11 protein-coding genes are annotated in these 13,852 nt (G+C 60.8%); 4 read left to right on the plus strand and 7 right to left on the minus strand.

Going from position 1 to position 13,852, the window contains the following annotated elements; translation table 11 throughout:
* The first annotated feature begins 9 nt into the window (after positions 1 to 9).
* From RSO41_RS15710 to RSO41_RS15720, 3 genes are all read left to right on the plus strand, one after another.
* Positions 10 to 198, plus strand: a complete 189-nt coding sequence (locus RSO41_RS15710) for a hypothetical protein (protein WP_315620138.1) — start codon at positions 10 to 12, stop codon at positions 196 to 198.
* Positions 191 to 1,717 (plus strand): sodium:solute symporter family protein, encoded by a 1,527-nt coding sequence (locus RSO41_RS15715; RefSeq protein ID WP_315620139.1) that lies wholly within the window; start codon positions 191 to 193, stop codon positions 1,715 to 1,717. Before RSO41_RS15710 ends, RSO41_RS15715 begins: the two co-directional genes overlap by 8 nt.
* Positions 1,718 to 1,961: 244 nt before the next feature.
* Positions 1,962 to 2,993, plus strand: a complete 1,032-nt coding sequence (locus RSO41_RS15720) for a leucyl aminopeptidase (RefSeq protein WP_315620141.1) — start codon at positions 1,962 to 1,964, stop codon at positions 2,991 to 2,993.
* Between the two features lie 408 nt (positions 2,994 to 3,401).
* On the opposite strand, the gene RSO41_RS15725 is transcribed toward RSO41_RS15720, so the two are convergent.
* Positions 3,402 to 3,950, minus strand: a complete 549-nt coding sequence (locus RSO41_RS15725; protein WP_315620142.1) for a glycine zipper 2TM domain-containing protein — start codon at positions 3,948 to 3,950, stop codon at positions 3,402 to 3,404.
* Between the two features lie 332 nt (positions 3,951 to 4,282).
* Here RSO41_RS15725 and RSO41_RS15730 point away from each other — a divergent pair, with 332 nt between their 5' ends.
* The gene (locus RSO41_RS15730) at positions 4,283 to 6,850 is read left to right on the plus strand and encodes an FAD-dependent oxidoreductase (RefSeq protein ID WP_315620143.1); all 2,568 of its coding nucleotides are present in this window, start codon (positions 4,283 to 4,285) and stop codon (positions 6,848 to 6,850) included.
* Between the two features lie 66 nt (positions 6,851 to 6,916).
* Here RSO41_RS15730 and RSO41_RS15735 read toward each other — a convergent pair whose 3' ends face one another.
* The 6 genes from RSO41_RS15735 to RSO41_RS15760 form a co-directional block, all read right to left on the minus strand.
* Positions 6,917 to 8,209 carry an FAD-binding oxidoreductase gene (locus RSO41_RS15735; protein WP_315620144.1) on the minus strand — a complete coding sequence of 431 codons (1,293 nt, stop codon included), beginning with the start codon at positions 8,207 to 8,209 and terminating at the stop codon, positions 6,917 to 6,919.
* Between the two features lie 156 nt (positions 8,210 to 8,365).
* Positions 8,366 to 9,430 carry a spermidine/putrescine ABC transporter substrate-binding protein gene (locus tag RSO41_RS15740; protein ID WP_315620145.1) on the minus strand — a complete coding sequence of 355 codons (1,065 nt, stop codon included), beginning with the start codon at positions 9,428 to 9,430 and terminating at the stop codon, positions 8,366 to 8,368.
* Between the two features lie 73 nt (positions 9,431 to 9,503).
* Positions 9,504 to 10,871 (minus strand): glutamine synthetase family protein, encoded by a 1,368-nt coding sequence (locus RSO41_RS15745; RefSeq protein WP_315620146.1) that lies wholly within the window; start codon positions 10,869 to 10,871, stop codon positions 9,504 to 9,506.
* Between the two features lie 160 nt (positions 10,872 to 11,031).
* On the minus strand, positions 11,032 to 12,096 hold the full coding sequence (locus RSO41_RS15750) for a spermidine/putrescine ABC transporter substrate-binding protein (RefSeq protein ID WP_315620147.1): 1,065 nt from the start codon (positions 12,094 to 12,096) through the stop codon (positions 11,032 to 11,034).
* A 39-nt stretch (positions 12,097 to 12,135) separates the two neighbouring features.
* Positions 12,136 to 12,933, minus strand: coding sequence for an ABC transporter permease (locus RSO41_RS15755; RefSeq protein ID WP_315620148.1), 798 nt, complete (start codon positions 12,931 to 12,933; stop codon positions 12,136 to 12,138).
* The gene (locus tag RSO41_RS15760) at positions 12,930 to 13,850 is read right to left on the minus strand and encodes an ABC transporter permease (protein WP_315620149.1); all 921 of its coding nucleotides are present in this window, start codon (positions 13,848 to 13,850) and stop codon (positions 12,930 to 12,932) included. Before RSO41_RS15760 ends, RSO41_RS15755 begins: the two co-directional genes overlap by 4 nt.
* Between the last annotated feature and the right edge of the window lie 2 nt (positions 13,851 to 13,852).

A 13,852-nucleotide genomic window follows, 5' to 3' on the forward strand; every position in this document is an offset into this window, starting at 1 on the left:
AGGTTCTCCATGAAAAGAAACAAGTGGATATGGCTAGTCTGGGCAGTGGTCCTGCTCTGCTACCTGGTGCCCTACGCGCTGTTGACCCATGTGCAGGCATGGTACGGCAGCTTCCTGTTCTGGACGGTTGCCGGTCTCGCGGTCATCGCTCTGAACCTATTCATCACCAAGGAATTCGAGGAGCACGGCAATGACTGAGTCACTGATCTGGTGGTCCATCGCCATCTACCTCTTGATTGCCGTAGGAATTGCGATCCTGTCGCGCCAAGGCAAATCGGAGAGCATGTCGGGCTACTTCCTGGGCAACCGACAGATGAACGGTTTCGTATCGGCGCTTAGCTACAGTGCCACCACCTACAGCGCCTTCATGATGGTGGGGCTGGCTGGGCTTACCTACGCTGGCGGCGTGGGCGCCCTTGGCTTTGAGATCATCTACTTTGCGGGTGTCTCGTTGGTGGCTATTTTCGGGCCGAAGTTCTGGGCCGTGGGCAAGACGTTCGGCTTCGTGACCCCAAGCGAGATGCTGGGGCATCGCTACAACAGCAAAAGAGTCGCCATGGCGGTGTCGATCGCCAGCTGCCTCTTCCTGATCCCCTATGCGGCAGTACAGCTGGCAGGCGTCGGCTACCTGTTACAGGGCACGACCAACGGCGCCATCCCATTCACCACCGGGGTAATGCTCGCCACGGCGATCGCGATCTTCTTCTCCTATGTGGCGGGCATCCGTTCGGTCATGTGGACCGATTCGCTGCAGGCGATCATGATGATCGTCGCCTCGACCCTGGTCGCCTTCCTGGTCATCCAAGGCCTCGGCGGCTTCACCGAGCTGTTCGATACGCTGGCCACCGAACACCCGCAGTCGCTGACGGTACCCGGCACTGGTCTGTTCAGCTTCATTACCTTCCTCGGCCTGACCATTCCCTGGTTCTTCTTCAGTCTGTCCAATCCCCAGGTCAGCCAGCGGCTGTTCATGCCCGCCTCGCTGCGCTCCATGCGCCAGATGCTGATCGGCTTTCTGGTCTTTGGCTTCATCTACACCCTGGTGTCAGTACTGTGGGGCTTCTCGGCTCTGGCCGCCTTCCCCGATCTGGAAAGTGCCGATCTGGCCACACCATCGCTGTTGGCGTCCGAATTCGTGCCACCGGTACTGGGTGTCATCGTGATGATCGGCATCATGGCCGCGGCGGTCTCCACCATCGACTCGATCATGCTGACCCTCTCCTCCATGCTGGCCCGTGACGTATATGCCAATGTCAAACCGGGTGCCAGCGAGAAGCGCCAGTTGCTGGTCGGCAAGATCGTCATGCCGATGATCGCCCTGTTGGCACTGGGCTTCGCCGAACTCGAGCTCGATCTGATCGCGGTACTGTCGGTAGCCGCCTCTTCCGGACTGGTGGCCATGGTGCCGGCGATCATCGGTGCCTTCTACTGGAAGCGCGGTACCGCCGCCGGCACTCTGGTAAGCGTGCTGGGCACCGGTGCCTTCGTACTGTTCATCTACGCCATTGGCAACTCCTTCCTGGGACTCCCCGCTGGAGTATGGGGGATCATCGTTTCCAGCGCGCTCTTCGTCGGAGTGAGCCTGGCGACTCAGCCTTGCCGAACGTCTGCCGATGCGTTCATGCAGGCCGTCGACAACGAGCTCTCCAGAAATAAGGGAAAGAAAGAGTCTCCCACTTATGAAGGACTCTCAGCTTCTCCTGGAAAGACACCATGATGGCGTGAATCACCAAGCATCGCTGGCTAGCCACATCGGCGCACTCAACGATTTACCTGCAGCCACAAACACAGGGAGGGGGTACTCCCCCCCTCCCCCCAGCATCCATCATGAACGGAATCACGCCATATCAGCCTTGGCGCTTCACGAGTAGTGATTCAAGCCACACAGATGCCATTGGCCCTGAGACTTATATATCAAGTCAACACTGGCCACTCAGAACAATCACTCAGGAGGTCATCACATGGACCATACAAGCTTTACGGAAATCTGCCTTCATCAACTCAAGATGTCAGGCGTCCATGAGGGAGAAAAAGTCGCTGTTCTCACTCAAGGCAATGAGCGAATCGACTATGCAGATGCCTTCATGGCCGCGGGCCAACGGCTCGGCGCCAAGATGTACCATATGCGCCTACCCGCCCCTCTGCCCACTGGAGGATGGGCTGTCGGGGTTAACGGCCTCGCCGATATGCCAGAAGCCGTAGAAGCCTTAAAAAAATGCGATATGCTCATTGATTGCCTATTTTTGCTCTTTTCTCCCGAGCAAATGGCAATACAAAAAGCAGGTACCCGTGTCCTCACGGCCGTGGAGCCTCCAGAGCTTCTGGCCAGGATGCTCCCGAGCCAGGAGCTGAAGGAAAAGGTGGAGGTTGCCGGTGAGATCCTGTCAAAAGCCAAGGCGATGCGAATCACTTCACCGCATGGTACGGATGTTACCTATCAACTGAATACTTATCCGACCGTTACCGAGTATGCCTGTACCGATGAACCAGGCCGTTGGGATCACTGGCCCTCGGGCTTCGTGTTCACAGGGGGGGATGATGACGGGGTGAACGGTACCATCGTAGTGGCACCAGGTGACATCCTTCTCCCACAGAGCATTTATGTTCGAGAACCCATTACATACACGATTGAACAGGGATGGATCACGGATATCCGAGGCGGGCTGGAAGCCGAGATAGTCAAGTCCTACATGGCAAGCTTCAATGATGAACGGGGCTTCGGCATGAGCCATGTGGGATGGGGAATGAACCGGAATGCCGAATGGCACCGAATGGTGCCCGGAGAGTTTCCCGGCGGCATGGGAATGGAACCTAGAAGTTTTTATGGAAATGTGATGTTCTCGACAGGCCCCAACAATGAGCTGGGTGGAAAAAATGACACGGCCTGTCACTTGGACATTCCCATGAGAAACTGTTCTCTATTCTTAGATGACACCCCCATTGTCATCGACGGCGATATCGTTGATAAAGAGATCAGCATCGAGAGAAGATAGCCTCTAGAACCCTCAGGTATCGAGTATAGAGTTTCTCATAAGGGATACCAATAGGTATCCAGGCGTTTCATCTCTTCGGACCAACAAATCCGGCTCCAAAGGCATGGAGCCGGAAAGCCACGACGTTAGACAGTGTACAGTGATGGTATTCGCCTGACACATGCCCTCGTGGGCTCCCTATAGTTAAGCAGTGTTTTCTGCCGTTTTCCTGGGCCCCTTCTTCGTCGCCTTGGGGAGTCCTTTGTTGAAGGCGGCATAGGGCGTCACCCCTTCATGTTGCGACCGACAGGACCGTACAGGTTATCGTACGAGTCGCCAACACATCCGACAGAGAGCGCTATATCGACGTCCACCTAGCATCAGGCATAGCAGATCAAGATATACCACGCCCTCCAGTATCGAGAACGCTTACCCCTGAGTCCGAGGCTCGCTCCACTGTGGCTCACCGTTGACCACACGGACCGTCTCGCCCTCGGGGCGACGATCCAGGCGGCTGGTATGCACCTGGCCGTCGTAGCGCCAACTGACCTCATAACCGGTGGTTTCCTGACGGGAGTCGGTTACCGTCTGGCAACGTCGCTCGGTGGTGCTGACTGTCTGACCGGCCTCGACGCGGCGCTGGACTTCTCGTCCCGCCAGGCCGCCACCGACCGCACCGGCCACGGTGGCGATCTTCTTGCCGCTTCCCCCACCGATCTGGTTGCCGAGAAGGCCTCCGACGATGGCGCCGGCTGCCGTGCCGACCACGCTGTGCGGGTCACGGGTCGGTGCCTGGCGCTGCACCACCACGTCCTTGCACACTTCCCGCGGGGTCTCCACGGTGCGAGTCAGAGGCTCTACCCCGGTGATGTCCGCAAACCGGGGCTGACGACTTTCCTGGACCTGCCAGGCGCCAAAGGCCATGCCGCCGAGACCCAGTACCGCCAGGACGCTCCCCACCATGATCGACTTGCTCATGTTCCACCTCTTGTCGGGTTGTCGGGCGCCCGGGGCGCCACTCGCTGAAATCCTGGGAATCGCTCCAGACGGCTGCGATGGTCGACCACGGCGCCTCCTGCGCCGCTTTTGACGTCGGGTAGTATCGCCCCTCATCACCCGCCGCTCCAGGCACTGCGGCGGGGTTTCACAGTTGTTGCGCGCCTGTCGCCGGTTGACGACGTCTGCGACCGACCCTGCCTGTCGCCACGACACATGCCGGCGTCGTGATGGAGCAGCCAGGTCTGCCGGGGTGCATTAGCTTGACAGGAAGATGGCACACTCGGGCCACGCGGCAACGGAGGAGCACGACCATGGCGACCTTTCCCACGCAGGCGGACGCGGTGATCATTGGCCAAGGGGGCATCGTCGGCGCCTCCGTGGCCCATCATCTGATCGAGCTGGGCTGGAGTAACCTGGTGGGAATAGACAAGTCGTCGATCCCCTCGGACATCGGCTCCACGGCTCACGCATCGGACTTCTGCTTCATGACCGCTCACGACAAGATGTCGTGTTATACCACCACCTACAGCCAGCGCTTCTATGAGGCACTGGGCCATTACGCCAGAATCGGCGGCCTGGAGGTGGCCCGGGTCGACGACGACGCCCGGATGGCGGAACTGGCTCGCAAGGTCGACTCTGGCAAGGCCTTCGGCACCCGAGCCCGGCTGATCGGTCCCGACGAGGCCGCCGAGCACTTCCCTCTGCTGGACAGGACGCAGATCCAGGGGGCTCTCTGGGACCCCGATGCCGGACTGGTGGTCCCCCGGTCCCAACAGGTCGCCGGCGAGCTGGTCGAGATGGCGAAGGCCTCTGGAAAGCTCACCACCTTTGCCGACACCCCGGCGATCGATATCGATGTCCGCGACGGCCGCGTCCAGGGCGTCGAGACACCCAGGGGCTATATCGAAACCTCTGTGGTCATCCTTACCGCCGGCATCTGGGGCCCCGTTCCAGCGGCCCTGGGTGGCGCCACCTTGCCGCTCATGCCCGTCGAACATCCGCTGCTGTTCTTCGGCCCCTTCGATACCTTTTCCGGGACCGGCAAGGAGATCGGCTACCCACTGCTGCGCGACCAGGGCAACTCGGCCTATCTACGCGACACCGGCGACCCCGCCACCACCGAGGGGGGGCAGATCGAGTGGGGCTATTACGAGACCACCACACCACGGCTGGTGCGCCCCGGCGAGATACTGGAGCGCCATCAGGCAAGGCTCTCGCCCTCCATGCGCGACCTGGAGCTCGACCAGGTCATGACACCCTTCGAGCGGGCTATCGAGCTCACTCCGATTCTCGGCGAGCTGGGTTGGGACGAGAAGCACTCCTTCAATGGCCTGCTCTCGGTGACCAATGACGGCGGCTCGCTGGTCGGCGAATCGCCGGAAACCCGAGGCCTCTGGTTCTGCGAAGCGGTCTGGGTCAAGGACGGCCCGGGGATGGGCAAGGTGCTGGCCGACTGGCTGACCACCGGTCGCCCCGAGCTCGACCCCCACGGCATCGACATCGCCCGCTTCTATCCAGTACAGAAGACCCCGGACTACGTCTACGGTCGCTGCCAGGAAATCGCCCGCAAGATCTATGACCCGGCGGTCCACCCCCGCGAGCCCTTCGAATCGGGTCGCAACCTGCGTCGCGGGCCCTTCTGGCCCCGCGAGGTGGAACTCGGCGGCCACTTCATGGAGGCGGCAGGCTGGGAACGCGCCCATGGCTATGCCGCCAACGACCACCTGCTGGAGCGCTACGGCGAACGGATCCCCGAACGCCCGGTGGAATGGGACGCACGACACTTCTGGCGAGTCTCCAACGCCGAACACCTGGCCCTCTCCGACGACGTGGGCATGATCAACCTCTCCCACTTCGCCATCTACGACCTCATCGGGCCCGATGCCGAGGCCCTGCTGGAATACCTCTCGGTCGCCAGGATCGGCGGTACGACGCCCGTCGGCAAGGGAATCTACACACACTTCCTCGATGAGGCAGGCGGCGTCCATTCGGACCTGACCATTATCCGCCTGGCCGATGATGCCTTCCGGGTGGTCTGCGGTGGCGACACCGGGCCCCGGGACCTGGTGTGGATCAACCGCATGGCCGAGTGCCAGGGGTTGACCCACTGGCGCCTGGAAGACCGCAGCGATGGCCTGGCCACCCTGGGCGTCTGGGGCCCCAATGCCCGGCGCACCCTCGAGCGAGTGGCCGACGACCCCCAGGCACTGGATCAGGAGCACTTCCCCTTCGCCACGGCCCGGGAGATTCGGCTGCGCGGCCTGCCGGTCTGGGCCTTCCGCATCTCCTACGTGGGCGAGCAGGGCTGGGAGCTCTATGTGCCCTTCAGCTACGGCCTGGCCCTCTGGGATCTGCTCTTCGACGAGGGCGTCATACCGGTAGGCATCGAGACCTACGCCAACAGCCGGCGCCTGGAGAAGAGTCTGCGGCTGCAGAATGCCGACCTGCTCACCGATTACAACCTCTACGAAGCCGGTCTCGCTCGTCCCAAGGTCAAGGCCGAGGACTTCCACGGCAAAGCCGCCTACCTGGAGCAACGCGAACGCCAGTACCAGCCGGCCTATCTCTGCACCCTGACCCTGGAAGATCGTCTGGATGCCCGGGGACACCCCCGCTTCCCCGTGGGCCATGCGCCGCTCCTCGACCCCGAGAGCGGCGAGGTGCTGGTGGATTCACTGGGGCGGCGCTCCTACGTGACCAGCTTCGCCTTCGGCCCCTCGGTAGGCAAGAACATCGCCCTCGGCTACCTGCCGGTGGAAGCCGCCCGGGAAGGCGACAGCGTGCTGATGGAATATTTCGGCGAGCGCTATCCACTGCGCATCGAAGCAGTGGGTTACAAACCGCTCTACGACCCCGACAACCTGCGCCCCAAGAGCTGAAAGGCGTCCCGGAGGTCATTGCCGGGGTAAGGGAGTGAGGAGTGAGCCGGGGCATGCATGAATATTTCAGATCCCCAGGCGGTCGCGCACCTGATAATACCAGGCACCGATGGCCGAAAGCGGCACGCGCAACATTCGGCCGCCGGGGAACGGCAGGTGCGGCAGACCGGCGAAGGCATCGAAGCGTTCGTCGCGACCGGTCATGACTTCGGCGATCAGGCGCCCGGCAAGGTGGGTGCAGGTCACGCCATGTCCTGAATAGCCCTGAGCATAATAGACGTTGTCATTGAGCACGCCGAACTGGGGTAACCGATTGAGCGTCATCAGGAAGGTGCCGCTCCAGGCATGATCGACCCCCACCCCCTTAAGGCCGGGAAAGGTCTTCTCCATCTTCGGCCGGATCACCGATTCGATATCGTTCGGGTCCTGACCGCCATAATTGACACCACCGCCATAGAGCAGCCGGTTATCGGCGGTGAGACGAAAGTAATCCAGCAGGTAGTTGCAATCCTCTACCGCCATGCCGTTCGGCAGCAGGGCTCGGGCGCGATCCTCCTCCAGCGGCTCAGTGGTGATGATCTGGGTACCACAGGGCATGGACTTGCCTTCCAGTTCGGGCAGCACGCCCTGCAGATAGGCATTGCCGGCCATCACGACACGTTTGGCACGCACCATGCCGGCGGGCGTCGTCAGTTGTACCGGGTCACCATGCGTCAGACGGTTTACCGGTGTCTGTTCGTAGATCACGCCGCCTCGCGACTCGAAGGCAGCAGCCTGCCCCTGCACCAGATTGAGCGGATGCAGGTGGCCGCCCGAATGATCGACCAGCGCGCCCGTGTAGCGGTCCGAATTCACCTCGCGCTTGACCGCTGCCCCCTCCAGCAACTCCAGCTCCCGATGGCCATAGCGCTCCCAGAGCGCCTTGTGCTCACGTAGCCCGTCGAGTTGCTTGGCGTTGCAGGCCGCAAAGAGGTTGCCATCGCGCAGGTCGCAGGCGATGTCATAATCGGCCACGCGCTCGCGGATGATACGATTGCCCTCGAACGCCATGTCGCCCAGGGCCCGGGCCGTCTCGGCACCATACCGGGATTCGATCATGTCCATGTCACGGCTGTAGCTATTGACGATCTGTCCGCCATTGCGTCCGGACGCGCCGAACCCCACTCTGGAGGCCTCCAGCACCACCACGTCGAACCCTTTCTCGACCAGGTGCAAAGCCGCCGAGATGCCGGTGAAGCCGGCGCCGACCACACAGATATCACAGTCGACCTCTCCTTCCAGAGGAGGACGCCGCGGCGCAGGGTTCGCGGATGCCGCATACCAGGATGCGACGTGTTCCATGGGTGAGGTGCCTGTCATGAAGACCTCCAGGTGGTTATTTTATTCAACACAATATCGCCGATGATAGGCATCATTCCGCGTCAAGGCAAATATTACGACATATAATAATCACCAAAAGCCAGGCAATGGGATAGTCCATTGCCTGGCTTGCAGGGACATGACCGGGATCGGAGCCTAGCGACTACGCACTTCCGACCACAACTGCTGAAGCAGCTGCAACTGCTCCCCCTCGATGAGTGGCGTGGTGACCAGGCGATCACGACGACCGTCCTCCAGCCGCGAGCTCTCGGCGAGCGCTTGAGGCAGTCGCTCGAGCGCCGCCTCGTTGGGCGTTCGATAGTAGGCGTAGTTGGCCGAGCGCGCAGCATTCTCGGGGCGCATCAGGAAATCGATGAAGGCATGGGCCAGTTCTGGATGTGGTGCCCGGGCGGGAATCACCAGCGTATCCACACCCAGCTGCGAGCCTTCTTCGGGCACGAAGAACTCGAGATGCTCATAAGTCTCCGGAGACGCCGCCTTGCGGTAATCCACATCACCACTGTAGGTCACGGCAACCTGAGCAACACCCCTGGCCACCTGTTCGACGGCCGCCGTGCTATCGACGAAGCCCGTGAAGTTGGGACGGTCCAGTGTCTCGCCGACCAGGCTCGCTGCCTCGACCCAGGGTTGCTGGCCAACGCAATCGAAACCTGTCCCCTGATAGGCACAAGCCATGCCCAACGCAACCTGAGGATCGCCGCCAAGCAGCGCGAACGGTTGGTCGGGATTCGCTTCCGGGTCGAAAAGCAGACGCCAGGAGGTCGGCGGATCGGGGAAAGTCTCGGTATTGTAGACGATGCCGGTCACGCCCCAGAGATAGGGCACGCTATAGCGTTCCTCCGGGTCATAAGAAGGGTGCCGAAATGCCTCCATCAAATGCTCGCGCCCCTGGAGCAAGGAAGGGTCGAGCGGCTGGATGAGCCCCGCTTCGATAAGCCTGGGCACGAAGTAGTCGGTGGGCACTACGACGTCGTACTGGGCATCACCGCCTGCCGAAAGCTTCGAGAACATCTCGGCGTTGGAGGTGAAGTAGTTCTGCACGACCTCCACATCGTGTGCTTCCTCGAAGTCCGACACGACCTCGGGGTCCATGTATTCGGTCCAGTTGAACACATACAGCTTGTCGCCGTCGGCGGCGATGGCCATGCTGCCGGCACCGAGCAGACAGGCGCCGGCCATTACGGTCAGGAAGGGTCGCATGAAAGTACCTCCGTGGTGTGGTGAAGAGACCCTTCCAGCCTAGCTGGTGACATGCCGGCCGTCCCGCTGCGCTTCAGACTCTCAGGAGCAGGTGCTCCCGCTCCCAGGAACTGATGACCTGGAAGTACTCGCGGTGCTCGGCGCTCTTGACCGCCAGATAACTGTTGGTGAAACGTTCCCCCAGGATATCGGCGAGAGGCTTGCACTCCCGCAACAGCTCCAGTGCCGGCCCGATATCGTCGGGCAGCTTGTTACCCTGGGACCAGGCCGAACCGACCATGGGAGGACGCGGCTCGAGCTGGCTGAGCATGCCCAGATAACCGCAGGCCAGCGAGGCAGCCATCACCAGATAGGGGTTGGCATCGGCGCCGGCCAGCCGATTCTCGACCCGGGTGGCCTCGGGCGTGGATACCGGTACCCGCAAACCCACGGTGCGATTATCCATGCCCCACTCCACGTTGATCGGCGCCGAACCACTGCTTTCGGTTCGCAGCAACCGTCGATAGGAATTGACGTTGGGCGCCAGCAGCGGCATGGCAGCCGGTAGATAACGTTGCAGACCACCGATGAAATGGTGGAAAAGACGGCTGGGCTGATCATCGTCGCCGGAGAAGAGGTTATGGCCCTTATCGGCATCCATCAGGCTCTGGTGAAGATGCATCGAGCTGCCCGGCTCTCCCGCCATGGGCTTCGCCATGAAGGTGGCATACATGCCGTGGCGCAATGCCGTCTCACGCAGGGTTCGCTTGAAGAGTATCACCTGATCGGCCAGTGTCAGTGGATCACCATGCTGAAAGTTGACTTCCATCTGGCCGGCCCCCTCCTCGTGGATCAGGGTATCCAGGTCCAGCCCCATGGCCTCGCAGTAGTCGTACATTTCCTCGAACAACGGATCGAACTCGTTGACCGCGTCGATGGAAAACGACTGGCGGCTGCTTTCCTGCCGCCCATTGCGGCCGATCGGCGGCTCCAGCGGATAATCCGAATCGGTATTGGTCTTGACCAGAAAGAACTCCACTTCGGGCGCAACGACCGGCTTCCAGCCTCGAGCCTCGTACAGTGACAGCACACGCTTGAGAACATGACGCGGCGACAGCTCCACTGCTTCACCGGTCAGGTAGTGACAGTCGTGGATGATCTGAGCGGTGGCATCCTCCGTCCAGGGCACCAGGTAGACAGCATTCGGGTCGGGCACCAGCTCCATGTCACGTTCCACGGGATTCCAGAACTGGGTATCCTCGTCATCGGGATAGCCGCCGGTAACGGTCTGAATGAAGATCGAATCCGGCAGTCGCGGGCGACCACCATTGAGATACTTGCCGGCGGGCATGATCTTGCCCTTCAGAATGCCGGTCAGGTCGGCAACCAGGCACTCGACCTCGGTGATGCCGTGCTGTTGAAACCAATCGTTGAGGAGCGGAAGCTCCTGACGGTTACTCATGGGAATATCCTTGCTGCTGAATACGGGCGCCAGGTTCCATCGATAGCCGCTCGCGACAGGCGAGCGGCAAGATGCGAGATGCGAGACCCTCCCCCCACCAACCAGAGCTCTCGGCTCGTGGCTCGTGGCTCGTGGCTCGCATCTCACAGGGACCAACGCATCAACGCGACTTCACTTCCGACCACAGCTGCTGGAACGTCTGCAGCTTTTCCCCTTCCAGGGTCGGCGTGAAGCGCAGTCGCTCCATATCCGCTTCACTTGGCTGGACCGGGGGTTGGGTCAACACCTCGTCAAGGTAGGGACGGGCCGCAGCGTTGGGGCTGGCATAGTAGTTGTAGTTGGAAAGCTGGGCACCAATCTCGGCATCGAGAATGAAATCGATGAACTTGTAGGCCATGTCGGGATTCGGCGCCTCCTTGGGAATCATCATGGCGTCCACCCACATCTCGGCACCTTCATCGGGAATCATGAATTCCATCTTCTCGAAGGCATCAGGGTTTTCTCCCTTGTAGAACAGGAAATCGCCATTGTAGGAAAGCCCCGCATGGGTCACCCCACGAGCCAGTTGCTGAAGAGCCGGCGTACCGTCGGTAAAGCCACTGAAAGTATCGCGGTTCTTGGTCTCGATGAGCAGCTTCGCGGCCTCTCGCCAGGCCTCCATGGAGGTACAGTCGTAACCATGGCCAAGATAGGCGCAGGCTCCCCCCATATTGACCTGGCCATCGCCCATCAGGCCAAAGGGATGTTGCGAATTGACCTCGGAATCGAAAAGCAATGACCAGCTCTTGGGAGCATCGGGAAAGGTCTCGGTGTTATAGATGATCCCGGTCACCCCCCACTGATAGGGTGCAGAATAGCGTGCCCCGGGATCATATGACGGGTCGGCGAACTGCTCCATGACGTTGTCGAGGTTATCGAGCTTCGACTTGTCGAGCTCCTTGACCAGCCCCGTCTCGATCAGACGTGGAATGTAATAGTTCGACGGTACGATGACGTCGTACTGGGAAGCGCCACCGGCGTTGAGTTTGGCGAACATCTCCGGATTGGAGTTGAAGTAATTCTGGACCACCTCGACATCGTATTTCTCCTCGAAGGCTTCGATGATCGCGGGATCCATGTACTCGGTCCAGTTGAACAGGTACAGCTTGTTTTCCTGTGCCTGTACCTGTCCGGCCAGAACCAGGCTTCCTAGGGACAGGGCCAGTGTCGTCTTGTTGATTTTCATGATGGACTCCTCGTTACCCTCGATGGTGGTAATGCCGGCTCAGGCCTGCCGGCGACGGCTGAAGAACAGACTCAGGATGGCGGCGACGGCCACGGCGGCGATCATCAAGGACGCAATGGCATTGATCTCCGGTGATACCCCTTTCTTGATCGCGCCCCAGATATAGATCGGCAGGGTCGCGCTTTCCGGTCCCGCCGTGAAGAAGCTGATGACGAAGTCATCGATGGACAGCGTAAAGGACAGGAAAAAAGCCGAAATCAATGCCGGCTTGATGGTCGGCAGCATGAAGTGCAGCACCCGCTTGAACGGCGTGGCATACAGGTCCTTGGCGGCTTCGAAGAGTGTCGGATCGAGCCCCACAAAACGTGAATAGACGATCAGCGCCACGAAGGGAATCTGGAAGGTCACATGGGCGATGATCATGGTCCCCAACCCTGGTTTCAACAGGCCAGTGGCCTCGTGAACCTGAACGAAGAAGGCCATCTCGGAGATACCGAAGACGATATCCGGCAGCACGATCGGCAAATAGATCAGCACGATCAGCCAGCCGAGCTTGCGGTGACGATGGCGGTACATGCCATAGCCGATCAGGCAACCGATGACCAGGGCGATCACCGAGGAAACAATGGCCAGTACCATGCTGTTGGCAAAGGCCGACAGGATCTGCTCGTTGCCCAGCAGGCGCTGATACCAGCGCAGCGAGATCCCGGAGAAACTGGCCGAGCTGTTGGCGGCATTGAAAGAGAACAGCACGACCACCGCCAAGGGCAGATAGAGAAAGCACAGGGTCAACCACCAGAAGCCGGTCAGACCACGTTTCAACGCGCGCTTGTTCATATCACCACCTCCTCACCGCCACCCAGGCGCTTGCCGATACGACGCATGGCAAAGAGCCCGATGAAGGTCGCGATCAACATCAGGATCGCGCCGGCCGCCCCCAACGGCCAGTTGGAACCGCCCGAGAACTGAGTGGCCACCAGGTTGCCCAGCATCATGCCCTTGCCACCACCCAGCAGTTCGGGAATCACGTACATGCCGAATGCCGGAATGGCCACCAGCACGATACCCGCCAGCAGTCCCGGCAGGGTCTGCGGGAAGACCGCATGCCAGAAGGCTCGCATTGGTGAGGCGTAAAGATCCTGTGCGGCCTCCACCTGGGCGGTGTCAAGCTTCTCGAAGGCTGCGTAGAGCGGCAGCACCATGAACGGCAGAAAGTTGTAGACCAGTCCCAGGGTGACCGCGAAATTGGAGGGATAGAGCCCCATGTTGGGCGCGATCAGACCGAGGCCTTCGGCCAGCTCCGACAAGGGCGTGCCCGGCGCCAGCAGGTTCATCCAGCCGAAGGTGCGAATCACCTGATTGGTCCAGGACGGTACCACCACCGCCAGCAGCATGATCGGGCGCCACCGTTCTCGACAGGTGGTGATGTAATAGGCAATGGGATAAGCCACCAGCACCACCAGGGTCGTGGAGAGCAGGGTCTGCCACAGCGAGCGCAACAGCGTATAGAGATTGCCCGGGCTCCAGCCGAGGAAGCCGAACCCGGCCAGGCGCTCGAAGGCATCCAGGGTCAGAGGCATCTGTGGCAGGCCGTAAGGGCCGTTGGTCATGAAGGCCACGCCCATCAGATAGGCACTGGGCAATACCAGGAAAATGACGATCCAGGCGGCGCCGGGCGTGACGCTGAACAGCAGGTGGCGCATTTCGCCGACCACGGCTCTGCGGCGCATCGCGTGTTGAGATATTTCGGCCATGA

It is taken from the genome of Halomonas sp. I1, assembly GCF_032334135.1.
Taxonomy (GTDB): domain Bacteria; phylum Pseudomonadota; class Gammaproteobacteria; order Pseudomonadales; family Halomonadaceae; genus Halomonas.

Bases quoted from the DNA above. Each gene is read 5' to 3' on its own strand.
- RSO41_RS15710 (WP_315620138.1), top strand. From the start codon at position 10: ATGAAAAGAAACAAGTGGATATGGCTAGTCTGGGCAGTGGTCCTGCTC.
- RSO41_RS15730 (WP_315620143.1), top strand. From the start codon at position 4,283: ATGGCGACCTTTCCCACGCAGGCGGACGCGGTGATCATTGGCCAAGGG.
- RSO41_RS15725 (WP_315620142.1), bottom strand. From the start codon at position 3,950: ATGAGCAAGTCGATCATGGTGGGGAGCGTCCTGGCGGTACTGGGTCTC.
- RSO41_RS15745 (WP_315620146.1), bottom strand. From the start codon at position 10,871: ATGAGTAACCGTCAGGAGCTTCCGCTCCTCAACGATTGGTTTCAACAG.
- RSO41_RS15750 (WP_315620147.1), bottom strand. From the start codon at position 12,096: ATGAAAATCAACAAGACGACACTGGCCCTGTCCCTAGGAAGCCTGGTT.
- RSO41_RS15735 (WP_315620144.1), bottom strand. From the start codon at position 8,209: ATGACAGGCACCTCACCCATGGAACACGTCGCATCCTGGTATGCGGCA.
- RSO41_RS15715 (WP_315620139.1), top strand. From the start codon at position 191: ATGACTGAGTCACTGATCTGGTGGTCCATCGCCATCTACCTCTTGATT.
- RSO41_RS15720 (WP_315620141.1), top strand. From the start codon at position 1,962: ATGGACCATACAAGCTTTACGGAAATCTGCCTTCATCAACTCAAGATG.
- RSO41_RS15740 (WP_315620145.1), bottom strand. From the start codon at position 9,430: ATGCGACCCTTCCTGACCGTAATGGCCGGCGCCTGTCTGCTCGGTGCC.
- RSO41_RS15760 (WP_315620149.1), bottom strand. From the start codon at position 13,850: ATGGCCGAAATATCTCAACACGCGATGCGCCGCAGAGCCGTGGTCGGC.
- RSO41_RS15755 (WP_315620148.1), bottom strand. From the start codon at position 12,933: ATGAACAAGCGCGCGTTGAAACGTGGTCTGACCGGCTTCTGGTGGTTG.